We start from the raw sequence: 24,358 nt of genomic DNA, 5'->3' as shown, positions 1-24,358 counted from the left end.
GCAATACCGCCGCCGAAAAGCTCTTCGCAGTCGAAGTGCTCGTGGGAAAAGGCCGCGCGGTCGGACTGCGCGTCAGCGAAGACCCGAGCAAAACCGAATGGGCGCAAGCCGCCCATGGCGCCTATCTGCTGCGCACCAACTGCACCGAAGAAGATCCCGGCAAGCTTTGGCGTTGGTATATCCAACTGACGGAAGTCGAAGACGCCTTTCGGACCAGCAAGAGCGACTTGGGACTGCGCCCAGTCTTTCATCAAAAAGAAGATCGGGTGCAGGCCCACATCCTGGTCTGCTTCCTGGCGCTGGTCATGTGGCGCACCTTGGAACTCTGGCTCAAAGCCAAGGCCATGGGAGACACCGCTCGGCAAGTGGTGCAGGAACTCGGCACCATTCATTCCATGGACCTCTTGTTCAACGTCCGTGACCGCGGCGAAACCCGGCTGCGCCTAGTCAGCAAACCCGAACCGCTGGCCGCCGATCTGCTGGCTCACTTGGGCCTGAAACTGCCCACGCGTCCGAAAATCATCGAAAATGTAGTGGAGAAAAACCGCCTTTAATCAACGTAAGCCCTTCAAAATCAACCCAACTAACTTCGTAACTGTCGAACTTGGGTTAGGGCCGGAATCGCGCGAACGCGTTGGTGGAATGGCATTCCATGTATCGGCATTCTGTGACCGTCGAATACCTGCACGGCCCCGCCCTACGGCCGGATCGGTTTGCCCAAATACCCAAGGCGCAACGTCGCGACACGATCACCTTCAAACCCGATGACGAGAGTTGCCCGCCCTCCGGTCTCCGGATCGACGACGCGATCGACATAGCCCAGTTCCTTACCATCGCGAAAAATCTTGTTCGGTGACCCGAGCAGCTTGACCACGTCGGCCACGGTTTTCTGTTTCAAGAGCGGCGCGAGATCTTCTGCCGTGGCCCAGCCATCGTTGAATTTCTTGAGCGCGGCACGCTCCGCGGCATACGGATCGCCGGCCACCGCCCGGGCGCGCGCTTCTTTCGGTGCGGTCACGTTCAACTCCGCAATCGCCCGATTCGCATCCGCCACGAGCGGACTCGTCGGATAGGTGACGATGAACTGACGGTAGCGATCGAGGGCCGAGGTGTTCAGATTCTGTTGGTGAAAGCGACTGGCCTCCGCGTAGGCGAACACGTCGCGCTTTTTCAACTCGGTCAATTCCGCATCGAGCGCCTTGATCTTCGCGTCTTTGTCCGCGATCACCTTGTCCTTCTCCGCCGCATCCTTCTTCGCCTTTTCGGCCTCTTCCTTGGCGAGGACGATTGCGTCATCCTTCGCGGTCTTCTCCTTTTCCGTGGCGGCGAGCTTCTTCTTCGTCCGATCAAGCTCGGCGCTCGTTTGCAACTGCTCGATCTGGGCCTCGGGCGACGGGCCTTTCTCCTTATGGCAGCCTGAACTCAACCCGCTGAGGGCGAGGATTAAAACGACAGACGCGCAAGGGGAACAGCGGCAGTGCATTCGGCCTTATACATCGCCGAAGCCCACGAATCCGAAAAGCGAAAATCGCGAAAAAGCGCAGGCCAATCCAACTCCGCCTTAAGCCAATCCAAAGTCCCGGTGATACCCTCCACCATCGGGCGTGCGTGTTCCCTCGCAGATTCGGCCTAGATCTCGCAGGCTTGAAGTCCCGCAAGTTCCAAACTGGTGGGCGCATCTGGACCAGCTACTTCCCGGAAGATCTCGACCTGGAAGTGATTGACCAAGGCCAACACCTGTCCATGGAGCCCGGCGTGGATTCCGCGGGCTGCTTGCGAAGCAAACGCCGCCGAGAACTGCGCGTCGTTCGCAAATTCGATGAGCGCATGAAATCGCGGGAGCTTGGTCTTTGCCGAGGCGCCGCTATTGCGGAACAATCGAAAACCGGACACCGCCCCCAATTCCTGCAACTCGCCCAGAAATCGGCGCACCACTTCCAAGGCGCTCGCTTCGTCCAGCGTCTCCTTCAGGTTGAACCACACGTGATAGTGAATCATGCGCCCTCCAGCGGTTCCTCAATTAGTCTTCGATCCGCACTCCCCACACGTGATGTCCGAACTGATCGTAGCCGGAAATCTTCCTGCCGTGCTTTTTCAGATAAAGCGTCTCGTAATACTGTCCGCGGTTCCAATCGAGGATGTATTTCCGTGGATCTTCATTGGGGCGGACACATTCCCACTTCCCTTTGCCACCACTCTCCCCCAGCCCGGCCGTGCCGTCGGCATGAATAAAGAGCACAACGTGATTATGCCAACTCCAGCGACCGACAATGGGGTCCGCGCCGGCCGCGAAAGCAGCGAGGCCGAGGAATGTCGACCAGCTCAGGAGCCCTACGAAACGACGCGTGTGCCTGGCCGGGAGGAGTCTGCTCATAGCCCGGATTACACCTCCGACCGACCGCACGCGTCAACGACAGGGAATAGCTCCTCCGCCGCTCCGCTACCTAATACCGCGACTGGCAACCACCGACGGGATGGCCGCTCGTTTGCGAAAATCGCCCCGGTTCGGCAATTGACACGTACATCCACGTATGGCCCCATAACGCGAATGTTTTCCCCAGGATCGCTTCTTATTCGCTGGGGTAGTATTGGCTCATTACTTGCGTGCGTCTTCCTGACGGTAGCATGGCTGGAGCCGGTGCGCGCCGCCGCACCGCAACTCTTCACGTTCCATCATGAAGGCGTGCTGGGCACCTCGCTCGATTTGCAGGTGCAGGCCTCCGACGCACAACAAGCGGCCGCGGTGGAAACGGCAATCCTCGATGAGATCGAGCGGCTCCGAAAAATCCTCAGCACCTACGACGAGACGAGCGAGGTCAGCCGCGTCAATGCAACCACCGTCCCCGTGCCATGTTCGGCGGAGCTGCTCGACGTGCTCGGATTTTACGATTGGTGGACGGCGAAATCTCGCGGCGCTTACAATGGCCACCTCGGGGAACTCATCGGCGCCTGGAAGGCTGCGGAGAAAGCCGGTGCACCACCCGCTGCCGCCACGCTGATACCGATCGTGCGTGCGTTGGCCTTGCCTGGCTGGAAGCTCGACCGCACCGCGCATACCGTCCAGCGACTGACCAGCGGGACACTCGACGTCAGTTCGCTCGGCAAGGGCTATATCATTAGCAAGGCAGTGGTAGCCGGGCGGACCAAGGTGCCGGGCGTTCCCGGCATCCTGCTCAACGTGGGCGGAGACATTTTCGCCAGCGGCGCGTCCGCGCCCGGAATGCCATGGATGATCAACGTCGCCAATCCAGCCCACAGCGAGGACAACGCACCACCGCTCACCCAGTTGAAATTGACCGATCGCGCCATTTCGACAAGTGCGGCTTACGAGCGCGGCTATACCTTTGGGGGCAAACACTACTCCCACATACTCGATCCCCGCACCGGCCTCCCGGCCGAAGGCGTGGCCAGCGCCACCGTCATCGCGGGCAACAGCGCCAACGCCAATGCGCTCGCCACGACACTCTGTGTCCTGAAGCCCGAGGAAGGATTGGAACTGGTGCGACAAATCCAGGATGCGGATTGCCTGATCGTCACCGCGGATGGCCGACAGCTCCGCAGCCCGCGCTTCGCCACCTACGAGATCCCCTCGGCGAAAACCCCGCCTCCCGCGGCCCCGATAGCCGGTCAGCCGGGTCTATGGCCGGCCAACTATCAAGTCTCCATCTCCATTTTATTGAAAACGCCGACGGGAAATGCGCGGCAAATCCGCCGCCCCTATGTGGCCGTGTGGGTGGAAAACGCCGATGGCAAACGGGTGCGCACGGTCGCGGTCTGGGGCAACGCTCCCAAATATCTTCCCGATCTTCCGGAATGGTGGAAGCTCGCTCAGCAGGATCCACAATGGGCCGCGACGGTAACCCGAGCCACCCGCCCAGCCGGCCAGCATCGCATCGCTTGGGACGGTCTCGACGACCAGGGCAAACCACTGCCCACTGGCACTTACACCGTATTTCTCGAAGTAAACCGCCAGCATGGCTCCCACACGATTGGCAGCGCGAAAATCGATTGTAATCGCCTCCCCGCCCAAGCGGTCATTGCGGGGACGACGGAATTCGGCCAGACGACGCTGAGCTTCGGTCCCCCTCAATGAGTACGGATGCCAGTCACCACCGCCGGCTGCTTTTCAAAAAGTGGTCGCGCACCATTCACATCTACATCTCCATGCTGGGCCTCCTGGCGGTGATCTTCTTCTCGGTCACAGGCATCATGCTCAATCACGAAGAGTGGTTTGGATTCGCCGCGCCCCACATCGTGAAAAAGGAAGGCATCGTCCCCGAAGCCATGGCCCAGAACCCGGACAAACTGGCGATTGTCGAAAAACTACGGAAGGATTTCTCCGCGACGGGTGCTCTCGATTCGTTTGAGATCGAGGACGCCCAACTGACCCTCTCCTTCAAGTCTCCCGGCCGCCATACCGACGCGACCATTCAGCGCGCCGATGGACATGCGGAAATCTCGCTCGAGTCTTACGGATTTGCCGGACGCTTTGTCGACCTTCATCGTGGGACCGACGCCGGCCCCGTCTGGCGTTTCATCATCGATGCCACCGCCGTCTTGCTGCTGATCACGTGTGCAACCGGCCTGCTGCTGTGGTGCATGGTCCCGAAATGGCGTCCGCTCGGGCTCGCCGCCCTGGCCTTCTGCATAGTCAGCTGCGTCGTCGCTTACTTCGCCTTCGTTCCCTAGCAAAGGCGAATTGCTCCTCATTTTTTCTCGGGCGGCGGATTCACGATCGTCGTATCTTTCTCGACCTTCTTTTCCGGGGCCGGATTGACGATCGTCGTATCCTTCTTTTCCACCGTCGGTGGGGCATCGGATTTCACACGGACATCGCATCCGCTCAGAGCCATGATACTGACGATCAATAATGGGGAAATGATAGCGGTTCGCATAACAATTGGTTTCTACTTGGAATCGCGATGGCTCGACACTTCGGATGTTAACTTCCGTGCATAACATGACACTCGTTCGGTCCTGAATAAATATTCAGCTGAATATCTATTCAGAAAAGCAACACGCCCGCTCCACCGAAGCGAAGCGGGCGTGTAATAATCAGTCAACCGCAGCGATCAATCGCCTTCCACCTCGACGCGGCTGATCACGCGTTCATTGCCCTCCGTGTCGTAATACACGTGCACCGGCACGCCGACCTTGACGCGCGTGCGCACATCTTCGTCGGTCAGCACCTTGCCGCCGTGGGTGACGTAGGTCACCTTCTTGCCGTAGTGATAGGTAACCGGGCCGGACTTTTCCTTCACGATGAAAGTCTTCCCGGGGGCGTATTCGGAGATGGTCCCATCACCGTAGGTGGTGGTCGTGGTCGTCGTCGTCTTTTCCACATCGGCCGCAATGGCCGCAGAGGCGAGGATCGTGCAGAGGAACGGAATCAGTGCTTTTTTCATGATCGTAGATGAGGGTTTGATTTTGGATTTTATCTTGGTTTTTGCGCCGGTTGTTTCAACGGCTACGCGTGCTTCGTGATACCAACGAACCTCGGTCTCAGGGTGTGCACTGAGCGCAAAATCGGGGCCGCAAATTCGATAAGATGACGCCTGCTTCCGCGAGCGTCCGGAATGTTCAGGCGAGGGACGCACCTACCGCGCGCTTTGCGATCCTGTTTTCAAATTGCGGGCGGGCTTTTCCATTCTCACCGCAATCACGAAACAACCAATAAGTAACATGAAATTGATTCGAATTCTTATCATGGGTGCCATGGCCGTAGCCGGATTTGCGGTGGCCACACCTGCCCAGGCTGACACCACGGTCGTCTACCATAACAACGACTGGCGCTATCACCATCATCACCACTACTACGATAATGACTCGGTAGTCGTGGAGCACCCCCGCCATTGGCATCACTGGCATCACGACAATGATGTCTCGATCGCCGTGGGCGGCCATGTGCATCACCATCACTATCACAGCAACGAAGTCGAAATTAACCGCTGAGTGATGTCAGCGTGGCAGCCCCGACGTGGGTCGTGATCGCTGCCGATTTTGCGACTGCCTCTCCCGGCTTTTGCTGGGAGAGGCAGTTGACGTTTTGAGGAATGGAAAGGGGAAAGGAGCAGCACCATTCTGGCGCTGATCGATCACTTGTCCGCGGCAAAAGGCGCGCTGCGCCTCTCACTTTCCACTTTCACTCTCCACTGTCGCAGGAAATCGCAGCACTTCGGTCCCATCGAGTCGCTTCGACATATCGATCGGGTCGCCGACTTTCACCTCGGCCGGATCGACTTGATACGCCCACACGAGGAATGACGCGAGATTCGCCGCGCCGTAAACGGTCGCGAAGGCGCCATCCACGGCGTCCAATCCACAGGCGATCTTGATCCGGCCGACTCGCGGCACATTGAAACGCGCGTCGAAGGTATGCCAGCGATGACCGACATAGACCTCCATGTAAGCGTGAAAATCCATCGGCGTGCCGGGATCCTGGAAAGCCACGTCGGGCACATAACCGGTAACATATCGGGTCGGGATATTGAAGCAACGGCTGAGGGCTACCGCGCAGTGCGCGAAGTCCCGGCACACGCCGAAGCCTTGGGCGATGATCTCGCTGGCCGCGGTGTGAGGGCTGCCGGAGCCAAAGCGGTATTCGATATGGGTGTGCACCCAATCGCAGATCGCCTGCACGCGCTGCAACCCATGGGGCACCGCGCCGAACTTCTCGAAAGCGAAATCCATGAGCCGATCCGAATCGCAGTAGCGGCTGGGAAGCGTGTAGCGGAGTAGATCAGGCGACAATTCCCCCACCGGTACCGGGTCGTCGATTCTACCGAAATCCTCCCGCACCGAAGGGACGGCCACGAGGGCATCGTGCCGCACCTGCGTCCGGCCCGCCGGCAGGATCATGCGGTGAACGATATTCCCATGCGCATCCTCCCCCTGCTCCACTTCCCGATCGAGACCGAGGTGCATTTCCTCCGCCTCGATGCGCTGCCACGCGCTGTCGCGCGGCTGAATGACAAACGTCACCGGCGTCGGCTCTGGCGTCTCGTAGACGAAATCCAGCCCACAACGAATGGTCAGATCGAGCGTCGGAATGGAAATGGCACGGAGATGGTTCACTGGAGCTGGGCAAAGAAATCCTCGAAGAGACTGGCGTAGATCGTATCGCGCTCCGGATGATATTGGACGCCCACGCCCCATGGGTAATGACGCAGGCGCACCTGCTCGATGGTGTCGTCGCCGGCGTGCCACGCTTCCACCTCCAGCCCATCCGCCACGCGATCCAGCGCCTGGTGATGTGAACTGTTCACCTTCTCGAAGCGATGCCGGGCCGAGGCGTCAAAGCGCAAGGGCTGCACATTTTGTGACTTCATCTCCGGCAAGTCGTGCCCGCGGATGTCCAGATGAAGGGTGCCCCCCAAGGCGACATTCAGGACCTGCACGCCTTTGCAAATGGCCAGGATCGGCAGCCCACGCTGGACGGCGGAACGGACAGCCGCGAATTCCCACGCATCGCGCTCGGGTTCGGGATCTTTGATCAATTCCGGATGTTCAATGGGAACATGGTGGAACCCGATGGAGATATCGGGGCCCCCGGTGACTAGCAATCCATCCAGAGTCGCAGGATCGACCGGACCGAGGCGGGCATTGTGCAGCGTGATCTCCGGATGCGCAGCCAGAAAGCGGCCAAAAAGTGCATCGTCGCATTCCCTGATCCAGGAACCCAAGTGCGGCATGCCCCTATCTCTGCCGCGCGCTTCCAGTCCGCAAGCGGTTTCGCCCGCAACTGCGCAATTTTATACAACCGCGCCTGCTGCAAGCTTGCCAAACCAGAAAGAGCCGCTAGCAATGGCGCCGTATGAAAAAAATCGAGGCCATCATCAAGCCCTTTAAACTGGAGGACGTGAAGGAAGCGCTGTCGGAAATTGGCATCGAAGGCATGACGATCAGCGAGGTGAAAGGTTTCGGTCGTCAGAAGGGGCACACGGAGATCTATCGCGGCAGCGAATACACCGTGGATTTCCTCCCGAAGGTGAAGTTTGAAATCGTGCTGGCCGATGATCGGGTGACGAGAGCGGTGGAGGCCATCGTGAGTTCCGCCAAGACCGGCAAGATCGGCGACGGCAAAGTTTTCATTCTGCCCATCGAAGACGCCATCCGTATTCGGACAGAAGAACGCGGCGAATCCGCCATCTAGTTTCCCAACCCTCAACCCGAGTCCGTCCTTCGCTCGAGTGTCCTCGGGGAATGGCCGGTCCACCTTTTCTCTCTTATGCCGATTTGGCTGCTCGCCATCATTCTGGGCTTCGTCGAAGGCCTCACCGAATTTCTCCCGGTCTCGTCCACCGGTCACCTGCTCATCGCCGAGCATCTGCTGAAGATCGATCCTTCCAGCTTTCTGCGCAGCGATATGTTCAACGTGGTCATTCAGGCCGGCGCGGTGCTGGCCGTCATCCCGTTGTTCAAGGATCGGCTGAAGATGCTCTCCCGCCTGCATGAGCCGGCCAGCCAGCAATTTCTAGCGAAGATCATCGTCGCCTTTGTCATTACCGGCGTCGGCGGCTTCATCATGGAGAAGAAGCACTTCAAGCTGCCGGAGGAAGTGCAACCGGTGGCCATCGCCTTGATCATCGGCGGCATCGTTTTCATTGCTGTGGAAGCCTTGCTGCGGAACAAGCAACTGTCCGAGGAGATTTCCTGGACGGTGGCGATTACGGTCGGTCTGGCGCAGTTGATTGCCGCGGGCTTTCCCGGTGCTTCGCGCTCGGGTTCCACTATCATGCTCGCCATGATCGTCGGCGCGGGCCGGGCCCGGGCCACGGAGTTTTCCTTCCTCGTCAGCATTCCCACCATGCTGGCCGCGAGCGGCTACAAGATCTTCAAGACGTTGCACCACCCGGCCATCGATGCCATCCCCACCGACTGGAGCTCTCTCATCATCGCCTCCGTGGTCGCGATCATCGTCTCCTTCATCGCCGTGAAGTGGCTGCTGCGTTACGTGCAAACGCACACCTTCATCGGCTTTGGCATTTACCGGATCATCGCCGGCGCCGCTTTGCTATTGTTTATACGGTAGTATGTGGCTGTTGGCCTTCGCGGGATCGAAGGTTGCCGGACACGGCATTGCCACTTATGCTGGCCGTCCCATGCGCTTGTCCGTCCTGTGCGCCGTCGCTTTTATCGTCAGTGCCCTGCCTCTCCGCGCGGAGGATACCGCCGTGGTGCGTGCCGCCGATGGCTTTCAGCTTCCGGTGGGTCCCAATGGCACCGGCGAAGGCTACTACATCGCCCGCGGCTACCGGCCGAATGGGCACCTCGGTGAGGATTGGAACGGCGTGCACGGTGGCAACACGGATCTGGGCGACCCGGTCTACGCCATCGCGAGTGGCTACGTCATGTTTGCCCGCAATTATCACGTCGGCTGGGGCAATGTGGTCATCCTCCGGCACGCCTACTACGAAGGCTCGACGCTGAAGTTCTGCGACTCTCTCTACGGGCATCTGTTGGATTTCTCCGTCCAGGAAGGCGAGCAGGTGCACCGCGGGCAGCAGATCGGGCGCATCGGCAACAACTTCGGCATGTACGAAGCGCACCTCCATTTCGAGATGCGGAAGAATCTGCAGATCGGCATGTTTCGCAGCAGCTTCGCGCGCGACTTCAGCAATTACTTCACGCCCAACGAATTCGTCGCCACTCACCATGCCTGCCCCAATGGCAACCACATGGCGAACATTCCGATCAACACCTACCCGCCCGTGGCTCCCCCGGTAGTCGCCGGTCCGCATGTCGAGTCACCGGTCTTCGGCCCGCCGCCGGCGGGGGCGCCGCCGAGATTTGCCCGGGTCTCACCGCTGCCTCCTCCCGCTCGCGTTGTTCCGTCATCGACACCCGAACCTGGGTCGGTGGAAGCGAGGATCGAGCGATCCTTGGAGTCGACCACCAGCTTTACATCCACCCCGATACCTTCCGGCAAGCATTCCGCGAAACCCAGCACGGCCCTGGCAGCCGCTTCGCCGCCCCCTTCGTCATCGAAAAAGGGCTCGAAGGCTCCGGCGCCCATTGCCGACGCTCCGGCCACGCCCGCCCCGCTCGCCAACAAGCGAACCCGCCAAGGCCAGACCCCCGCTCCTGCCACGGCCAACCGACCCGAAACGGAGACCATCGAGTCGGACCCGCTCCTGCCTGCCCCGACCACCACCAACGTCGTCCCCATTCAACGCTCCGGCTCCGGCTTCAAAGTCGACCGTTTCGGGGACATGCGCGGCAAGGGATATTAAAAGTGGAAGCGGCATCTGCCGCTTTGTCATTCGCCAGTCAGCGGCAGATGCCGCTGCCACTTTGACGTCTACCCCCGCGCCTCGCGGCCGAGTTTGAACTCGAAGCTATCCACCAGCGCAAGCCAGCTCGCTTCGATGATGTTGTCCGAAACGCCCACCGTGCCCCAGCTCGTCTCCCCGTCAGTGGAATCGATCAACACCCGCGTGCGTGCGGCCGTGCCCTGCTGGCCATTGATGATCCGCACCTTGTAATCGTCGAGCTGCACTTCATCGATCTTCGGATAGAACGGCCGCAGTGCCTTGCGTAGCGCCGCGTCCAGGGCATTCACCGGACCATCGCCTTCGGCCACCGTGTATTCCGGCGTACCATTCACGCGCAGCTTCACCGTCGCCTCGCACTTGTTCCAACCGCTTTCGCCCGAGCCCGAGCGGCGGAAGGAGCAGTGATACTCCTGCAATTCAAACAGCGGCCGGCTTACGCCCAGCTGCCGCCGCACCAGCAATTCAAACGACCCTTCGGCCGCCTCGAATTCATACCCCTCGGCCTCGAGCCGTTTCACCTCGGAAAGAATCTTCCCCACTTCCGGCGCGCCCTTGGAAAACTGGAAGCCCAGCTTCTCCGCCTTCACGATGACGTTCGACTGCCCGGACATATCCGAGATGGTGATGTTCCGCTCGTTGCCGATGAGTACCGGGTCGACGTGCTCGTAACTGCTGGCCAGCTTTTGCACCGCGTGCACATGCTGCCCGCCCTTGTGTGTGAACGCCGCGGAGCCCACATAGGGCGCGCGAATATTGTGCGGCACATTCGCCAGTTCATCGACGAAGAGCGAGAGCTCCCGCAGCTTCGTGAGGTCATTCACCACCGGCGTATCGAGCTTCAACTGCAGATTCGCCGCCACGGTGATGAGGTCGCAATTGCCCACGCGTTCGCCGTAACCATTGATCGTCCCCTGCACCTGCGTTGCGCCGGCCGCGATCGCCGCCAGCGCATTGGCCACGCCGAGGCCGGAATCGTTGTGCGTGTGGATGCCCACGGTTCCCTCGCCGATCGTTTCGATCACCGCCCGCGTCGCCTTGGCCACGAACTCCGGCAGCGTGCCGCCGTTCGTATCGCACAGCACCACGAGATCCGCCCCGGCATCATGCGCCGCCTTCACCGTAGCCAGTGAATACTTGGGATCATCCTTGAAGCTGTCGAAAAAGTGCTCGGCATCGTAAAGCACCTCACGCCCGTGCTTCTTCAGGTAAGCCACGGTCTCCGAGATCATCGCCAGGTTCTCCTCCAGCGACACGCCGAGCACTTCGGTCACCTGCAGCGGCCAGGTCTTGCCCACGATGGTCACCGCCGGCGTCTCCGCCTCGAGAAGGATGCGCACCTGCGGATCGTCCTCCACCTTCATCCGTCCCCGGCGCGTCGCGCCAAAGGCCGAGATCTTCGCATTCTTCCACTGGCGCTTCTTCGCCTCGTTGAAAAACTCCGCATCCTTCGGGTTCGAGCCCGGGAAACCACCCTCGATGTAGTGGACGCCAAACTCGTCGAGCTTCTCCGCCACGCGAATCTTATCGAGCATCGAAAACGAAATCCCCGTCCCTTGCGTGCCGTCGCGAAGGGTGGTGTCGTAAAGGGTGACTCGTGGTTTGCTCATAAAAAAGGGGGGCGAGATATAATGCCGAAACCCACCGGAAGCAAGGTCTTCACAGAGGTCGTCAAAGGCGTTGTTCCTCGGCTTGGTCTCCTTTGGCGCCTGCCTCTCCTAGTGCCGGGCAAACCTTCGCTCCCCGACACCCCATTCCGCTTGCTTCCAGACGCCGCGAAGGTCTTGATGGCAGTGTCATCTCCCCACTCCTTTCGACGAAGTGAATTGATCGGTTATGCGCGTCTGTCCAGGTTGCCACCGCGAAAATGCGGATAACGTTTCCCGCTGTCCTTGCGGGTTTTCATTTTCTCTCGAATACGAGCATTCCTGGAAAGGCACGCTTTTCCGAACCCTCAGGCCACTGGGTTGGATCTGTCTCATCGTGGGCGCGTTGATCGGCTTCGTGTTCGTAAAGCACGCTTTCGACGTCGCAATCGAAGGCCACGCCGTGCGGGACGTGGCCGTATCGAAGTTTTGGGAGACCCAGGAATTTTCGGGAATACTGGTCGATCTGCCTATCCGATTGAAGGCCGATTCCCATTTCGATCCCCTCAATCCAGCACTCGCCTCACTCTATTCCGATTTTTCGAACGCCTCTGGCTCAGCAGGCGATACGGAAATTAGAGTGACATCGATGGTGGAAGCTCGCTCCGATTTGGCCGGCCTCGCAGAAACTGCCGAGTTCACCGCCAAATCTTTCGCCAGCAAGTCCTATGTTGTCCACGAAAGCCATTCCATCGAAGATTGGAAGCAGGGGTCGCTGTCGGGCAAGTTGGTCCGTCTGCAAGCGCGCCTTCGAACCCAGGATTTCTCGGTCCACGCTTTACTAATCAAACAAGGCTCCCGGCGTTGGACAATTTATACATCCTACCATCCCTCACTTGGCAGCGCGATCGCGGATCGAATCATCGCCTCGGTTCGACCTGCTCAATAGCCTACGGATCATCCATTCCCGACCGGATGGCGTGGTGAATTATTCAATGGATTTTCGCTCGCTGGTATCAGGCCTGCTATGCATTCTCCCGCGAACATGGACACGGAAATTCAATTCGATCGGGTGGAACGGCCAATCAGCGCAACGGCATGCACTTCCTGCCGCGGCGCTTTGCTCGGCTCTTATTTTCAGGCAAACGGGCAGATCCTATGCGAACGCTGTGCAGAGGGCATTCGCAAGTTTTTCCATTCCGGCGAAGGCGCTTTCGGCAGGGTCATAAAGGCGATCGCTTTCGGCATCGGCGGTGGGTTGGCGGGAGGCGCGATTTATACGACTGTGCTGGCGCTCGTGCATATCAATGCGGCGCTCATCACCATTCTCATTGGCTTTTGGGTCGGCAAAATGGTGCGAAAGGGTTCGGGTAACCGGGGTGGCATCGGTTATCAACTCCTCGCTGTGATCATCACCTATGGCATGATTGGCCTTTCCATCATTCTTTCGGAAATGCTCACCAGCTCGGCAGCGAACGGCGGCCTCCTCAATGAGATCTTCCTGCTCCTCTTCGGCGCCATTGCTGGTCCGGTGATTGCCGCCACGCATAGCCCGCTCGGTGGACTCATTACCTTCTTCGGCCTCATGCAAGCGTGGAAGATAAACAAAAGCGTGGTCGTGAATATCACTGGCCCGCACGCTCTGGCGCCCGTCACGCCCAGCCGTGACCCGGTCGATCCGATGATCGCGCAAAATCCGCCGGCTCCGGTCACTCCTTCGCTTCCTCCGCAGAGTGCCTGAGATTCCTCCTGCCCTGCCGGCGCAATGCTGCCGGCAATGCGCGACCGAAGTCGTCGCGCCGATGCTGAGCTGCCCAGCCTGTGGCACGCTGGTGCATGCGGACGAATTGAAACGTCTCGCCGCTGCGGCCCAGCAGGCAGAGCCGAGCGAAGCGCTCGCCCTGTGGCGACAGGCCATCGGGCTTCTACCGCCGGATTCCCAGCAATACACGCTGCTCGCTTCCAAAATCGAAACGATCTCGCGCGGGCTGGAGATCAACCCACCTGCGGGGACAAAACCCGGCGGCCGCAAATGGAAGGGTACCGCCGCCGGCACGGGCGGCGTATTCCTGATGCTGCTCGCCAAATTCAAAGGCGCGATCTTTCTGCTGTTCGGCCAGGGCAAACTTCTCCTGCTGGGCCTCACGAAGATGACCACGTTGATGACGATGTTCGCTTCGCTGGGAATTTACTGGCGGATCTTTGGCTGGCGATTGGCCGTCGGCGGCATCCTCTGCATCTACGTCCACGAGATGGGTCACGTCTACGCGCTCCGGCGTCTCGGGATCAAGGCAACCGCACCCATGTTCATTCCCGGCTTCGGCGCGGTCATCTTTCTCCAGCAGCAATTCTTCAGCCCACGTGAGGATGCCCGCCACGGCCTCGCGGGGCCGACTTGGGGGCTCGGGGCCAGCGTCATCGCCGCGCTGCTGGGCCTCTTGTTCCACTCACCACTTTGCCTTTTGGTCGCGCAGTTCAATGCCTGGATCAATCTCTGGAACCTGACTCCCGTTTGGCAGCTCGATGGTTCGCGTGGCTTTCACGCCTTGCGCCGGCCGGAGCGCATCATTGCTTCCCTTGCCTTTGTCGCCGCATGGCTTCCTCTGGATGTTCACCGTCACGGCGATGGAAGCGATTCGATCGCCTTGGGAGTCCGCCTCGCTTTCATCGCGGCCGCCTGCTGCGTCTACGGAGTCATGCGCAAGAACGAACCCGAGGCCACCGACTCGCGAGCCATTTGGCAATATGTCGGGCTGTGCGCGGCCCTGACGGCGTTCAACTGGGTGCCGGTACCGCCAGTTTCGTAAGAGAGAAATTGGGCATGCAGGGCTCAATTTCGCGGAGCTTGAGATAGCGCCGCGATCACGTTACTTCATGGTGTCGCTCATGGCTGATTTCGAATCCGCTGACAAAGCCTCGTTATTCGTAACGACCCGGTGGTCCGTCGTGCTGGCGGCGCGAGATGGAGAAGGACGGTATGCCACCGTCGCCATGGAAACGCTGTGCAAGACCTATTGGCGGGCTCTCTACGTCTATGCGCGGCGGCACGGACTTCCTCCACCCGACGCGGAAGATGTAACGCAGGCGTTTTTCGAACGGCTGCTGGAGAAGGATTATTTGAAATCCGTGCAGCCGGAGCGGGGTCCGTTTCGAGCGTTCTTGCAAATGGCGTTCAAACGCTTTCTGGCCAAGGAGCACGAGCACGCCACCGCGTTGCGGCGTGGTGGTAACGCGAAACATCTGGGACTCGATTTTCTCGAAGCAGAGGCTGTGTTCACGGCGGATTCACCGCAATTGGCCGCCGATGAAGTTTTCGAAGCGCATTGGGCGATGACCACCCTGCAGGCCGCGATGACGGCATTGCGCGCGGAATTTCGGGATGCAGGAAAGGAACAGGATTTCGACATCCTGAAGACCACGCTCAGCGCATCCGGAGACGGCAGCTCCTACGAGAAAATGGGCGTCGAGTTGGGCCTCTCGGACGGGGCGACGCGAATCGCCGTCCATCGCCTGCGGAAGAGATTCCGCGAACTCTTTCGGGCGGAAGTGGCGCAGACGGTGGCCAGTCACGAAGATCTCAACGAAGAAATCCGGCACCTCGTGGCGGTCCTGGCCCGCGGTTAAAAAGGCGAAAAGAAAATTCCGTAACGCGGACGCTTTCTTCCGTATGGGGACCAATGACATGCCCAACTCCGCCGTTTCCAGCAACATTTGCCCCCAGTGCCACGCGCCGATCGCGGCGCACGCGCCCGAGGGGCTGTGCCCACGATGCATTGCCTCTCTCCATCTGCTCAGCGATACCGGCGTGGGCGACCTCGAAGGGCGCGCCAAGTCGGCTCCGCTCAACCCGGCGGAGTTGGCGCCGCGTTTTCCGCAACTCGAGATTCTGGAGTGTCTGGGACGCGGTGGCATGGGCGTGGTCTACAAGGCACGGCAGCTTCTGCTCAATCGTTTCGTCGCGCTGAAGCTCCTCGCTCCGGAACGGGTTACCGATGCGGCTTTTGAGGAACGATTCGTGCAGGAGGCGCGCGCCCTCGCCGCGCTGAACCATCCCAACATCGTCATCGTCTACGAGTTCGGCGAAAGCGATGGGTTGTATTTCCTGATCATGGAATTCGTCGACGGGGTGAATCTGCGCCAGGCGATGAAGCTCGGGCGATTCACCCCCGAGCAGGCGCTGGAGATCGTGCCGCCGGTCTGCGAAGCGCTCCAGTACGCGCACGAACACGGCATCGTGCATCGCGACATCAAGCCGGAGAATCTCCTCATCGATCGGAACGGTCGCGTGAAAATCGCCGACTTCGGCATTGCGAAGATGCTCAATCGGTCCTCCGACGATGGATCGGCCGACAACCAGCTCGCCGGCACGCCGCAATACATGGCGCCGGAACAGAAGGACTGTCTCACCACGGATCACCGGGCGGACATCTATTCCCTCGGCGTAATCCTCTACGAATTGCTGACCGGCGATTTGCCCAGCGACCAGGTCAAACCCTCCTTGCACAAAGTGAACGCCGACGTGCGACTCAATGAGATCGTCACGCGCGCTCTGCACGAGCGGCCCGAACTGCGCTTTCAATCCGCCGAAGAGCTGCGCACACAAGTGGAGACCCTGCTTATTTCCCCGGATTCGGCGCGGCCACGGCGAAAACTCTCCACGACGAACTGGTTCGGCCATGACCTCGCTGGCCAGCAAGCCATTCGTTTGCGTCGCCGGCCGTTCAACCGGCGGTGGGCGATCGGCGGCCTTCTTCTGCTCGTCGCCCTCGTCGTCCTCTTCTTTCTCCCTCCGCGTTCTCCGGCTCCCATTGGAGATGTCGAGTCGGTGGACTTTGATTCCGGGATCCTCAGCGACTACTTCACCACGAATATGGTCTTCGGCGACAATCCTTACTCGCTCAAACCCGTGGGCGTTGACGGATCCCGAGGCCTGGGTCTGGATGACAGCATGGCCACCGAGGGGACGCTCGTCTTCAAAAAGAAGAGCTACGATCTTTCCAAGCTGGCTTCCGTGGAAATCTCCTGCCTGTTTCGGCGGGCGGCCATCGGGGCCGGTACCCACGCGATCAATCTCGGTCTCGTGCAATCCACGGCCGGAAACCTCAGCGGCGTGAAGGGCGACGGTTTCGTGGGGCTGCGGCTCTCGGTGGATGGCGAATCGTTTCGCATACAGTTCGAGGCCAAGGAAACGGGAGAAAAACATCCCCACATGGGCCCGCTCGGCAATGAGGTCATCACCGAAGTGGGAAAATGGTATCAGTACAAAGTCATCTTCACGCGCGTGAGCGAAGAAGGCATCCGCGTGACTGGCGAAGTGCGGAATGCCAATGAGCGTGGAAAAGTCGGCTCGCCGGTGGGATCCTTTGCACCGGTCATTTACTGGATTAAAGACTTTCCCCTGGCGGATTTTCTAGCTGACGACGAGCTCTGGGCCGCAGTGCGAGCCAATGGCGCCGGCGGGGTGGATGCGCTGGATAACCTCCGCATCGTGGCCCGCCCGCGGTCAGTCAAAGCCAGCACTCCGGCACCCGATCCAACACCTGATATACGTCACGCGTACGGCACCGCCCGAGGTTCCTGGTGAGGCCACCGCAGTCCTGCAAACAGCGTCCCAAACTGCCGGTCCCCTCCCCGTATGCCCGGTCATTGCCGTAAATCCATTTCGTCGCGAAATGCTGAAATTCGCCGGCTGAGCGAATGCCCAGTTTTTCCGGAGTCTCGCTTTGATTTGTTTGAGCAGATCGCTCCCACTCGAGCCTCTCAAGGCTAATATCCAGAACCACCAAATCCAGCTGGTTTCGACGGATGATCTGCAACGCAGACTGCGCATCTCCAGCTTCTCCGCAGGCCTCCATATCCATTTCCTGGTTCATGAGCAAGGCGAGCCGCTCCCACTTCAGCGAGCGCTCGAGCAACTCGCTGCGCGTCTGCTGGTTGCGGAGCGCCGGATCGGCGAAGAGCACCAGCAGGTGGAACCATGAGCAAACCTTCGAGGAAGACCCCGCGAAGTGATTGGTCGGCGAAGAAACCCGCCACTTTCCTAACTATTCGTGTGGCGGCAGCGTAGCCCGTGAAATTACCCAGAACAGCGAGGCTTGGGTAATGGCGCATTGAAGCTGTGCGATTCAGTGGGAGCCTTTCGTAATGCAATAAATGATGGACGGCGAGTTATATAACTAAGCCACTGAAAAGGCTATGTAATAACCATCACTACCCCGTGGACCAATATTATTACCAACCTAGCGAGGGCTGGCGATTTACGTCGCTCAAGATGACGCAATGTGGTGCTTTCTTTTGCGCACCTTGGTAGAATTTGAGCCGATCATTTAGGCCAAGGAATCGGATGTAATGAAATCCGGGCGCGTTTCGCTCGGCATTTCCAGAGGAAAGACCACGGATAAAATCAGACCAACAACTAGTTGGCATACCGCATGCTAGGCGGTGGCGGCAATGGCCACCGGTTGTACAGCGCCGGTGTCCATGACATAACGCAGCGTTCGATGTTTCAGCGCCGCCAATTTCCGGGATTTCCCCGTGACAGCGGTTTACGGCGCCTGAGCTGTCGCGACGCTCGGACAAAACCCAGCAAACAACACAGAAATAGGAATCACCGAACTATGATACTCCGCCAACGATTGGCACTCCTGGCTGCCCGCCGCCGGGGACTCTGGGATGGATGGCGCTCGCTGCGCCTGCTGCTCGAGCTCAAGACAAACCACCGGAAACGCCGGCCACAGCGCCAGCGGCGCCCGCCGCAGCGCCTGCTGATGCAGCGGCCGCTCCGGCGGCAGCGCCACCGGCTCAAGCTCCCGACTCCACTGCCACCGGCGCCAATGGAGGCACGGGCGTGGATTTGACCTGGCCGGCTCCCGCCAAATCGGATCCCAAGACGAGCCTGACCACCGGCGAGCCCGGCATCGACTCCAAGGGGGAAAAGACCATCGCCGCAGACAGCGAACTGGTGAAGAACATCGCCCACAACAAAGTCTCAATCAACATCGTCTGGACGCTGGTGACGGGCTTCCTGGTGATGTTCATGCAGGCGGGTTTCGCCTTGGTGGAAACCGGCCTGTGCCGCGCCAAGAACGCCGCGCATACCATGGCCATGAATTTCATGATCTATGGCTTGGGCATGCTTGGGTTCTGGATCTGCGGTTTCGCCTTCATGTTTGGCAACTATGCCAACGGCCCAGTAAACATCGGCTGGCAGCCGCCGCTCGGCCAGGGCATGATGCTCCTCAACCAAGGCTGGTCCCTGCACATTGGCGACAAGACATACGGCCTTCTCGGGCTGAAAGGTTTCTTCCTGTCGCCAAGTGTTTTCGATACGGCCATCTTCACGTTGTTCCTCTTCGAGATGGTGTTCATGGACACCACGGCAACGATCCCGACCGGTACCATGGCCGAGCGCTGGAACTTCAAGAACTTCATCGTCTACGGTTTCTGGGTCGGCATGTTCCCGTATGCCATCTACGGCAGTTGGGTGTGGGGCGGCGGCTGGCTCGCCCAGAGCGGTATCAACTGGGGCTTGGGTCACGGCGCCGTCGATTTCGCCGGCTCCGGCGTGGTGCATATGTGCGGCGGCATGATCGCGATTGCGGGCGGGCTTGGTTTGCGGCCCGCGCCTCGGCAAATATGGGCCTGACGGCAAACCGCGACCCATCCCCGGCCATGACACCACCATCGTCATGCTCGGCACCTTCATCCTCGCGTTCGGTTGGTTCGGCTTCAACCCGGGCTCGACGCTCGCTGGCACGGACAACCGCATCGCCGTCATCGCGGGGGACACGATGCTCGCCGGTGGCAGCCCGCTTCCGTCGGTACGCTGGTCACCCTCTATCTCGTGACCGGCAAGCCCGATCCGACGATGCTTTGCAACGGCCTGCTGGCAGGCTTGGTGGCGATCACCGCGCCCTGCGCGTTCGTCAATTCCGCCGGAGCGGTCCTGATTGGCTTCATCGCCGGTGTCATTGTCGTCTTCTCAGTCTTCTTCTGGGAACGCGTGGCCAAAATCGACGACTGCGTCGGCGCCATTTCCGTGCACGGCGTGTGCGGATGCTTTGGCGTTCTGAGCGTGGGCCTCTTTGCCAACGGCAGCTACGGCCAGGGCTGGGGGGGCGTCCACAAGCTGTTCAAGGACGGCCAGTGGCAGGTCCTCATCAATGACGGTTCCAAGGCCATCATCGACAAGTACACCGCCATGATCGCCACCAGCGGCCCGAACAGCGGCTGGACGGATGTGGGTGTAACCGGAATTTTCGGCTCCATGTTTGGCTCGACAGCGCCGGCCGGCGATGTGTCGCAGTTCGGCGCCCAGTGCCTGGACGCCTGCACTTGCGCGGTTTTCGTCCTCGTTTTCTCGTGGGTCTGGTTCAAGCTGTCGAACATGATCATCCCGATCCGGGCGAAGAAGGAAGACGAACTCGCCGGTCTGGACATTCCGGAAACTGGCATCGAGGCGTATCCGGACTACGCACTCACCGACAAGTCGTCACCTCCGGTTCACTAAGACAAATCGGTCTTGTTACCCGGGTCCGGCCTTTTCCTGGTGGTTTCCTGGCCGGGCCCGGGAGCAAGCAAACAACTCCTTCAAATAAATGAAAAAAATCGAAGCGATCATCAAACCGTTCAAGCTCGAGGACGTTAAAGGGGCTCTGACCGATATTGGAGCCGAAGGCATGACCGTCAGTGAAGTGAAAGGTTTCGGACGGCAAAAGGGACACACGGAGATCTATCGTGGCAGCGAATACACCGTGGACTTTCTGCCCAAGGTGAAACTGGAAATCGTTACCACGGACGCTCTCGCCGAGAAAGTCGTCGAGGCGATCATCGCCGCGGCGAAAACCGGAAAAATCGGGGATGGCAAGGTCTTCGTCTATACCATCGACAAATCGTACCGCATCCGCACGGAAGAGGAGGGTGACGCATCGGTCTAAATGTGTCCGGTCCGCCTATGACGATGACCGGTCCGTCCGGGTATCGCCAATCGAGCGGGCGATTCCTATGAAAAAAATCGAAGCGATCATCAAGCCTTTCAAATTGGAAGAGGTCAAAGACGCTCTCGCCGACATCGGCGTGGAGGGGATGACCGTAACCGAAGTGAAGGGTTTCGGTCGGCAGAAGGGACACACGGAAATCTACCGGGGCAGCGAGTACACCGTGGACTTTCTTCCGAAGATCAAGGTGGACGTAGTCGTTCCGGACAGCCTGGCAGAGAATGCGACTGACGTCATCGTCAAGGCAGCCAAAACCGGCAAGATCGGCGATGGCAAAGTATTCATCTCCGCCGTCGAGGAAGCCGTGCGCATCCGGACCGAGGAAACGGGAGAAAAGGCCATCTAAGGACCTACCCATACCCAACAACGCATGGCCGAGTCCTATCCTCCGCCGTGCCTTCATTCCATCCCAGCAACACAAAACCGACCATCACTCTTAGAACACTTATGAATAACACGACGATCCTTCTCCTCGGCATCTCCGTAGCCGTCCTCCTGCTCGGCTGCTATCTCTGGCGGCTCACGAGTAGCCGTTCCATTCTGCTCAATACCATCTTCGGCAGCACGTGCATGTTGCTCGCAGCATATCATACCGCGTCTCACCAAAGGATGGAATGGGCGATCATGCTTCCCTTCTTCACCACCATGCTTTTCGGCGGACGGGCGGTCGGAACCTGGTGGCGCAGCCGCAAGGAATCGGAGTTGCGCTTTCCCGCGCAACTCATGACCGGCGTGACGGCGCTCTCGCTGACCGCCACGATCTCGGCCTACCTCGCACCCTAGCCGGGCTTTGGGAATTTCACTCACGATGATGTCGCTTGGGTCGGCGACGATCCTCGATCCGCACCCGATCTTCATCCTTCCATTCGTGGCGTTGCTGCTTTGCATTGCCACCATGCCTTTGCTCCTGCCCAAGGTCTGGGAGCACCACTTCAAGAAGATATCACTGGGGCTGGGACTGATCACCGTCCTCTACTACCTCCTCGGACTCCACGCGTGGGGTCGAATCGCCGGAATCGCCGGCGAATATATCAGCTTCATTGTTTTCATCGGCTCGCTCTTCGTAGTGTCGGGAGGCATTCATGTGCGGACCAGGGGCGAGGCGGTCCCGTCGATCAACGCACTTTACCTTCTTGCCGGGGCCATCCTCGCCAATCTCATCGGCACGACGGGTGCGTCGATGCTGCTCATCCGTCCGTGGATTCGGATGAACAAGTATCGGTTCACGATGTATCACACCGCCTTTTTTATTTTCATCGTGAGTAATGTCGGCGGGTGCCTCACACCGATCGGCGACCCCCCACTCTTCCTTGGCTATTTGAAAGGCGTGCCGTTTTGGTGGGTGACGCTGAAATGCCTGCCGGCGTGGGGCCTTGCCGTCGCCTGCATCGTGGCGGCTTTTTACGCCATAGACCGGGTCAATTTCCTCGCCGCTCCGCGCGCGATTCGCGAACAGCAAACTGCGCACGAAGAGTTCAAGATCGAGGGCCTTGCCAACCTTGGCTGGTTGGCCCTTATCCTGGCCGCGGTTTTCCTCAAGCACCCGCCAGGCCTGCGTGAAGTCTTGATGGCCGGAGCTGCCATCGGCTCGTACAGAACCACACCGCGCCGGGTGCATGAAGCGAACCATTTCACCTTCGGGCCGATCAAGGAAGTGGCATGGTTGTTCGCCGGCATCTTCGCCACGATGGTCCCAACGCTCGACTATCTGGAGTGCCATGCCGCCTCGCTCGGGATCACCGCTCCCATGCATTTCTACTGGTTGAGCGGCGGCCTGAGCAGCGTGCTGGACAACGCTCCCACCTATCTCACTTTCCTCACCGCCGCATTCGGCCTCAAGGGCCTGAACATTGACGACTCCGCCCAAGTGACACAGTTCCTCCACGCGCATGGCATCTATGTCGTCGCCATTTCGCTGGGCAGCGTCTTTTTCGGCGCGATGACCTACATCGGCAACGGCCCCAATTTCATGGTCAAGGCCATCGTCGATCACGCCAAGGTGCACACGCCTAACTTTTTCCTCTATATCATTCGCTATAGTCTCCCGATCCTGCTCCCCATTCTCGCTTTCGTCGGTTGGGTCTTTCTGCACAAGTAAGAGCGGACATAGACTGAGTGAGGCCGACCCGGACCAAAGTAATATCGATTCCCGGAATTCGTTTCCGAATCCAAATTGGAGGGAAGCGTTCCGCCCTTCCGAGTGGGCTCCGTCGTCGCTTGCGAATTGAAAGACGAAAATCGAAAATGGTGACGTAAATCAGATGCGGAGTGAAGGAGGTGAGCGCATGTTTGCGGCGTTCGTTCGCCCCATTTCCTGCCGATTTATCCATCATGTTCATCGTCACTTCCAAATCACTCCACCAATCGTCGCCGTTTTCTTCGCCAGCTCGCGGTGGGTGGAGCGTTCTATTCCGTGAGCGGGTTGCTGGCCGAGGCGTTGACGCCTCACGCCGCATCAGACGCAGGGGCCGTTCTACCCGATGGCGAAGAATATCCCGCTCGATAAGGACAATGATCTCGTCATTGTGGACGATCATCTCACGCCGGCGAAGGGCATCATCACTCACGTCAGCGGACGCATTCTCAACGGCAAGGGCGAGCCGATTCACAATGCGCTCGTGGAATTGTGGCATACGGATGATGGCGGTGAATACCTCTTTTCCACCAATGCGCCGCGCAATCCGAAGACGGATCCGAATTTCGCCGGCTTTGGGCAATTTCTTACCGGCTCGGACGGCGCTTATGCGTTTCCGCACGATCAAGGCGGGGCTCTATCGCGGACGCACAAGGCACTATCACTTCGGCATCACCATCCCCGGGCAGAAGACGCGCTTCACCACGCAGCTCTATTGGAACGAAGTGCCGCACGGAGCGGATGGGAAAGTGTGGAGCACGACGAACGAAACGGACATGGTGCTGCGCGGCGTGCGCGATCCCGAGCAACGCGCGGCAATCATTCGCGATTTCACCGCGATGCCGGACAGCGCTGCGGGCGAGCAACAAACAACCTGGGACATCGTGATGGGGCTTACGCCGGTCGAGCAGCCGTATCCCGGTGCGGAAGATGGCGTGCTCGTGCTTGCGGGGACGGCGATGCCCACGGCGGGCGGGAAGCCGCGTTTTAAGATCACCGTGCCGGCGCAGAGCGGCTATAGCTACGAAGTCTACGCCGATCCCACGCTCGGCAAACTCGGCTGGGCCGCGCTGCCCTTCTCGCTGAGCGCCTCAGAAAAGCCAGATCGCAACATTCACACGGCGAAAACCGAAGGCGCGCTCGATCTCTTCGTCGAGAAGGAATCGGTGAAGGGTTACTACCATGTCGCCTTCCGTATCCCCGGCGCCAATCTCGGCACGCCAGGAGACATGGGCTTCGGCGGTCCCGGTGGTCCGCGTGGTTTCGGCCCTGGCGGCCCTCGCCCTCCGGGAGGACCGGGTGGACCGCCTCCTGGCTTTGATGGCAATGGAGCGCCGCCTCCACAGTAGCCCGCGGAAAGACAGCACTAGG

General features: G+C 59.6%; 29 protein-coding genes and 1 pseudogene. 21 read left to right on the top strand and 9 right to left on the bottom strand.

The window, feature by feature from the left end:
- Window positions 1-554, top strand: a 554-nt coding sequence (locus CFE428DRAFT_RS30460) for an IS1634 family transposase (protein ID WP_042726132.1), incomplete at its 5' end; no start/stop codon positions are given.
- A gap of 143 nt (window positions 555-697) precedes the next feature.
- On the opposite strand, the gene CFE428DRAFT_RS30455 is transcribed toward CFE428DRAFT_RS30460, so the two are convergent.
- The 3 genes from CFE428DRAFT_RS30455 to CFE428DRAFT_RS38335 all read right to left on the bottom strand — a co-directional run bounded on the left by CFE428DRAFT_RS30455 (window position 698) and on the right by CFE428DRAFT_RS38335 (window position 2,374).
- Complete coding sequence (locus CFE428DRAFT_RS30455) at window positions 698-1,426, bottom strand: hypothetical protein (protein WP_042726131.1); 729 nt, start codon at window positions 1,424-1,426, stop codon at window positions 698-700.
- Window positions 1,427-1,629: 203 nt separating this feature from the next.
- Complete coding sequence (locus CFE428DRAFT_RS30450; protein WP_006983580.1) at window positions 1,630-1,998, bottom strand: DUF6614 family protein; 369 nt, start codon at window positions 1,996-1,998, stop codon at window positions 1,630-1,632.
- 22 nt (window positions 1,999-2,020) lie between these two features.
- On the bottom strand, window positions 2,021-2,374 hold the full coding sequence (locus tag CFE428DRAFT_RS38335; RefSeq protein ID WP_006983579.1) for a hypothetical protein: 354 nt from the start codon (window positions 2,372-2,374) through the stop codon (window positions 2,021-2,023).
- A gap of 264 nt (window positions 2,375-2,638) precedes the next feature.
- Between CFE428DRAFT_RS38335 and CFE428DRAFT_RS30440 the strand changes: the two genes are divergently transcribed.
- Both CFE428DRAFT_RS30440 and CFE428DRAFT_RS30435 read left to right on the top strand, forming a co-directional pair.
- Window positions 2,639-4,093, top strand: coding sequence for a DUF2271 domain-containing protein (locus CFE428DRAFT_RS30440; RefSeq protein ID WP_042726130.1), 1,455 nt, complete (start codon window positions 2,639-2,641; stop codon window positions 4,091-4,093).
- The gene (locus CFE428DRAFT_RS30435; protein WP_006983577.1) at window positions 4,090-4,689 is read left to right on the top strand and encodes a PepSY-associated TM helix domain-containing protein; all 600 of its coding nucleotides are present in this window, start codon (window positions 4,090-4,092) and stop codon (window positions 4,687-4,689) included. Before CFE428DRAFT_RS30440 ends, CFE428DRAFT_RS30435 begins: the two co-directional genes overlap by 4 nt.
- 17 nt (window positions 4,690-4,706) lie before the next feature.
- Here CFE428DRAFT_RS30435 and CFE428DRAFT_RS38055 read toward each other — a convergent pair whose 3' ends face one another.
- Window positions 4,707-4,895, bottom strand: coding sequence for a hypothetical protein (locus CFE428DRAFT_RS38055; RefSeq protein WP_006983576.1), 189 nt, complete (start codon window positions 4,893-4,895; stop codon window positions 4,707-4,709).
- Between the two features lie 177 nt (window positions 4,896-5,072).
- Window positions 5,073-5,405 carry a hypothetical protein gene (locus tag CFE428DRAFT_RS30430; protein WP_006983575.1) on the bottom strand — a complete coding sequence of 111 codons (333 nt, stop codon included), beginning with the start codon at window positions 5,403-5,405 and terminating at the stop codon, window positions 5,073-5,075.
- A gap of 277 nt (window positions 5,406-5,682) precedes the next feature.
- On the opposite strand from CFE428DRAFT_RS30430, the gene CFE428DRAFT_RS38050 reads away from it, so the two are divergent.
- Window positions 5,683-5,952 carry a hypothetical protein gene (locus CFE428DRAFT_RS38050; protein ID WP_131990120.1) on the top strand — a complete coding sequence of 90 codons (270 nt, stop codon included), beginning with the start codon at window positions 5,683-5,685 and terminating at the stop codon, window positions 5,950-5,952.
- Between the two features lie 177 nt (window positions 5,953-6,129).
- On the opposite strand, the gene CFE428DRAFT_RS30420 is transcribed toward CFE428DRAFT_RS38050, so the two are convergent.
- Together CFE428DRAFT_RS30420 and CFE428DRAFT_RS30415 are read right to left on the bottom strand one after the other, a co-directional pair.
- Window positions 6,130-7,074, bottom strand: coding sequence for a transglutaminase-like domain-containing protein (locus CFE428DRAFT_RS30420; protein ID WP_006983573.1), 945 nt, complete (start codon window positions 7,072-7,074; stop codon window positions 6,130-6,132).
- On the bottom strand, window positions 7,071-7,682 hold the full coding sequence (locus CFE428DRAFT_RS30415) for a gamma-glutamyl-gamma-aminobutyrate hydrolase family protein (RefSeq protein WP_157447696.1): 612 nt from the start codon (window positions 7,680-7,682) through the stop codon (window positions 7,071-7,073). Before CFE428DRAFT_RS30415 ends, CFE428DRAFT_RS30420 begins: the two co-directional genes overlap by 4 nt.
- 131 nt (window positions 7,683-7,813) lie before the next feature.
- On the opposite strand from CFE428DRAFT_RS30415, the gene CFE428DRAFT_RS30410 reads away from it, so the two are divergent.
- The 3 genes from CFE428DRAFT_RS30410 to CFE428DRAFT_RS34800 all read left to right on the top strand — a co-directional run bounded on the left by CFE428DRAFT_RS30410 (window position 7,814) and on the right by CFE428DRAFT_RS34800 (window position 10,232).
- A complete protein-coding gene (locus tag CFE428DRAFT_RS30410; RefSeq protein WP_006983571.1) occupies window positions 7,814-8,152 on the top strand; it encodes a P-II family nitrogen regulator in 339 nt (112 codons plus the stop codon).
- Between the two features lie 75 nt (window positions 8,153-8,227).
- The gene (locus CFE428DRAFT_RS30405) at window positions 8,228-9,031 is read left to right on the top strand and encodes an undecaprenyl-diphosphate phosphatase (RefSeq protein WP_006983570.1); all 804 of its coding nucleotides are present in this window, start codon (window positions 8,228-8,230) and stop codon (window positions 9,029-9,031) included.
- A gap of 70 nt (window positions 9,032-9,101) precedes the next feature.
- Entirely contained in the window at window positions 9,102-10,232 is a 1,131-nt protein-coding gene (locus tag CFE428DRAFT_RS34800) for a M23 family metallopeptidase (protein ID WP_157447695.1), read from the top strand.
- Between the two features lie 68 nt (window positions 10,233-10,300).
- Here the strand turns inward: CFE428DRAFT_RS34800 and cimA are convergent, their stop codons facing one another.
- Window positions 10,301-11,881 carry a citramalate synthase gene (cimA, locus tag CFE428DRAFT_RS30395; protein WP_006983568.1) on the bottom strand — a complete coding sequence of 527 codons (1,581 nt, stop codon included), beginning with the start codon at window positions 11,879-11,881 and terminating at the stop codon, window positions 10,301-10,303.
- Window positions 11,882-12,254: 373 nt separating this feature from the next.
- On the opposite strand from cimA, the gene CFE428DRAFT_RS30390 reads away from it, so the two are divergent.
- From CFE428DRAFT_RS30390 to CFE428DRAFT_RS34795, 5 genes are all read left to right on the top strand, one after another.
- Complete coding sequence (locus CFE428DRAFT_RS30390; protein ID WP_131990121.1) at window positions 12,255-12,806, top strand: hypothetical protein; 552 nt, start codon at window positions 12,255-12,257, stop codon at window positions 12,804-12,806.
- Window positions 12,807-12,902: 96 nt separating this feature from the next.
- Window positions 12,903-13,598, top strand: a complete 696-nt coding sequence (locus tag CFE428DRAFT_RS30385) for a hypothetical protein (protein ID WP_131990122.1) — start codon at window positions 12,903-12,905, stop codon at window positions 13,596-13,598.
- On the top strand, window positions 13,591-14,664 hold the full coding sequence (locus CFE428DRAFT_RS30380) for a zinc metalloprotease (protein WP_049975803.1): 1,074 nt from the start codon (window positions 13,591-13,593) through the stop codon (window positions 14,662-14,664). The genes CFE428DRAFT_RS30385 and CFE428DRAFT_RS30380 overlap by 8 nt, the downstream gene beginning before the upstream one ends.
- A gap of 79 nt (window positions 14,665-14,743) precedes the next feature.
- On the top strand, window positions 14,744-15,481 hold the full coding sequence (locus CFE428DRAFT_RS30375; protein WP_042726140.1) for an RNA polymerase sigma factor: 738 nt from the start codon (window positions 14,744-14,746) through the stop codon (window positions 15,479-15,481).
- A 58-nt stretch (window positions 15,482-15,539) separates the two neighbouring features.
- Window positions 15,540-17,441, top strand: a complete 1,902-nt coding sequence (locus CFE428DRAFT_RS34795; RefSeq protein WP_157447694.1) for a serine/threonine-protein kinase — start codon at window positions 15,540-15,542, stop codon at window positions 17,439-17,441.
- On the opposite strand, the gene CFE428DRAFT_RS36430 is transcribed toward CFE428DRAFT_RS34795, so the two are convergent.
- Window positions 17,365-17,820 carry a response regulator gene (locus tag CFE428DRAFT_RS36430; RefSeq protein WP_006983562.1) on the bottom strand — a complete coding sequence of 152 codons (456 nt, stop codon included), beginning with the start codon at window positions 17,818-17,820 and terminating at the stop codon, window positions 17,365-17,367. The genes CFE428DRAFT_RS34795 and CFE428DRAFT_RS36430 overlap by 77 nt on opposite strands.
- Window positions 17,821-18,704: 884 nt before the next feature.
- Here CFE428DRAFT_RS36430 and CFE428DRAFT_RS39375 point away from each other — a divergent pair.
- The 9 genes and pseudogenes from CFE428DRAFT_RS39375 to CFE428DRAFT_RS40140 all read left to right on the top strand — a co-directional run bounded on the left by CFE428DRAFT_RS39375 (window position 18,705) and on the right by CFE428DRAFT_RS40140 (window position 24,336).
- Entirely contained in the window at window positions 18,705-19,502 is a 798-nt protein-coding gene (locus tag CFE428DRAFT_RS39375) for an ammonium transporter (RefSeq protein WP_006983561.1), read from the top strand.
- Window positions 19,465-19,704: a hypothetical protein gene (locus CFE428DRAFT_RS39370; protein WP_162145323.1), complete on the top strand. Its 240-nt coding sequence runs from the start codon at window positions 19,465-19,467 to the stop codon at window positions 19,702-19,704. The genes CFE428DRAFT_RS39375 and CFE428DRAFT_RS39370 overlap by 38 nt, the downstream gene beginning before the upstream one ends.
- On the top strand, window positions 19,701-20,366 hold the full coding sequence (locus tag CFE428DRAFT_RS39365) for an ammonium transporter (protein WP_006983559.1): 666 nt from the start codon (window positions 19,701-19,703) through the stop codon (window positions 20,364-20,366). Before CFE428DRAFT_RS39370 ends, CFE428DRAFT_RS39365 begins: the two co-directional genes overlap by 4 nt.
- An 88-nt stretch (window positions 20,367-20,454) precedes the next feature.
- Window positions 20,455-20,793, top strand: a complete 339-nt coding sequence (locus CFE428DRAFT_RS30350; RefSeq protein ID WP_006983558.1) for a P-II family nitrogen regulator — start codon at window positions 20,455-20,457, stop codon at window positions 20,791-20,793.
- Window positions 20,794-20,860: 67 nt separating this feature from the next.
- Window positions 20,861-21,199, top strand: a complete 339-nt coding sequence (locus CFE428DRAFT_RS30345; protein WP_006983557.1) for a P-II family nitrogen regulator — start codon at window positions 20,861-20,863, stop codon at window positions 21,197-21,199.
- Between the two features lie 101 nt (window positions 21,200-21,300).
- The gene (locus CFE428DRAFT_RS30340; RefSeq protein ID WP_006983556.1) at window positions 21,301-21,636 is read left to right on the top strand and encodes a hypothetical protein; all 336 of its coding nucleotides are present in this window, start codon (window positions 21,301-21,303) and stop codon (window positions 21,634-21,636) included.
- Window positions 21,637-21,643: 7 nt separating this feature from the next.
- A complete protein-coding gene (locus CFE428DRAFT_RS30335) occupies window positions 21,644-22,951 on the top strand; it encodes a sodium:proton antiporter (protein ID WP_202797533.1) in 1,308 nt (435 codons plus the stop codon).
- A gap of 382 nt (window positions 22,952-23,333) precedes the next feature.
- Window positions 23,334-23,546: pseudogene (locus CFE428DRAFT_RS41465) on the top strand (dioxygenase family protein); the annotation flags it as partial.
- Window positions 23,547-23,595: 49 nt separating this feature from the next.
- Window positions 23,596-24,336, top strand: coding sequence for a peptidase associated/transthyretin-like domain-containing protein (locus CFE428DRAFT_RS40140; RefSeq protein ID WP_006983554.1), 741 nt, complete (start codon window positions 23,596-23,598; stop codon window positions 24,334-24,336).
- Window positions 24,337-24,358 lie beyond the last annotated feature (22 nt).

Source organism: Chthoniobacter flavus Ellin428, assembly GCF_000173075.1.
GTDB classification, from domain to species: Bacteria; Verrucomicrobiota; Verrucomicrobiia; order Chthoniobacterales; family Chthoniobacteraceae; genus Chthoniobacter; species Chthoniobacter flavus.
This window is presented reverse-complemented; position numbering and strand designations above follow the sequence as displayed.

Excerpts from the sequence above, each read along its gene's own strand:
- CFE428DRAFT_RS30450 (WP_006983580.1), bottom strand. The coding sequence starts at position 1,998 with ATGATTCACTATCACGTGTGGTTCAACCTGAAGGAGACGCTGGACGAA.
- CFE428DRAFT_RS38335 (WP_006983579.1), bottom strand. The coding sequence starts at position 2,374 with ATGAGCAGACTCCTCCCGGCCAGGCACACGCGTCGTTTCGTAGGGCTC.
- CFE428DRAFT_RS30435 (WP_006983577.1), top strand. The coding sequence starts at position 4,090 with ATGAGTACGGATGCCAGTCACCACCGCCGGCTGCTTTTCAAAAAGTGG.
- CFE428DRAFT_RS38055 (WP_006983576.1), bottom strand. The coding sequence starts at position 4,895 with ATGCGAACCGCTATCATTTCCCCATTATTGATCGTCAGTATCATGGCT.
- CFE428DRAFT_RS30430 (WP_006983575.1), bottom strand. The coding sequence starts at position 5,405 with ATGAAAAAAGCACTGATTCCGTTCCTCTGCACGATCCTCGCCTCTGCG.
- CFE428DRAFT_RS38050 (WP_131990120.1), top strand. The coding sequence starts at position 5,683 with ATGAAATTGATTCGAATTCTTATCATGGGTGCCATGGCCGTAGCCGGA.
- CFE428DRAFT_RS30410 (WP_006983571.1), top strand. The coding sequence starts at position 7,814 with ATGAAAAAAATCGAGGCCATCATCAAGCCCTTTAAACTGGAGGACGTG.
- CFE428DRAFT_RS30405 (WP_006983570.1), top strand. The coding sequence starts at position 8,228 with ATGCCGATTTGGCTGCTCGCCATCATTCTGGGCTTCGTCGAAGGCCTC.
- CFE428DRAFT_RS34800 (WP_157447695.1), top strand. The coding sequence starts at position 9,102 with ATGCGCTTGTCCGTCCTGTGCGCCGTCGCTTTTATCGTCAGTGCCCTG.
- cimA (WP_006983568.1), bottom strand. The coding sequence starts at position 11,881 with ATGAGCAAACCACGAGTCACCCTTTACGACACCACCCTTCGCGACGGC.
- CFE428DRAFT_RS30385 (WP_131990122.1), top strand. The coding sequence starts at position 12,903 with ATGGACACGGAAATTCAATTCGATCGGGTGGAACGGCCAATCAGCGCA.
- CFE428DRAFT_RS30375 (WP_042726140.1), top strand. The coding sequence starts at position 14,744 with ATGGCTGATTTCGAATCCGCTGACAAAGCCTCGTTATTCGTAACGACC.
- CFE428DRAFT_RS34795 (WP_157447694.1), top strand. The coding sequence starts at position 15,540 with ATGCCCAACTCCGCCGTTTCCAGCAACATTTGCCCCCAGTGCCACGCG.
- CFE428DRAFT_RS30350 (WP_006983558.1), top strand. The coding sequence starts at position 20,455 with ATGAAAAAAATCGAAGCGATCATCAAACCGTTCAAGCTCGAGGACGTT.
- CFE428DRAFT_RS30345 (WP_006983557.1), top strand. The coding sequence starts at position 20,861 with ATGAAAAAAATCGAAGCGATCATCAAGCCTTTCAAATTGGAAGAGGTC.
- CFE428DRAFT_RS30340 (WP_006983556.1), top strand. The coding sequence starts at position 21,301 with ATGAATAACACGACGATCCTTCTCCTCGGCATCTCCGTAGCCGTCCTC.
- CFE428DRAFT_RS40140 (WP_006983554.1), top strand. The coding sequence starts at position 23,596 with ATGCGTTTCCGCACGATCAAGGCGGGGCTCTATCGCGGACGCACAAGG.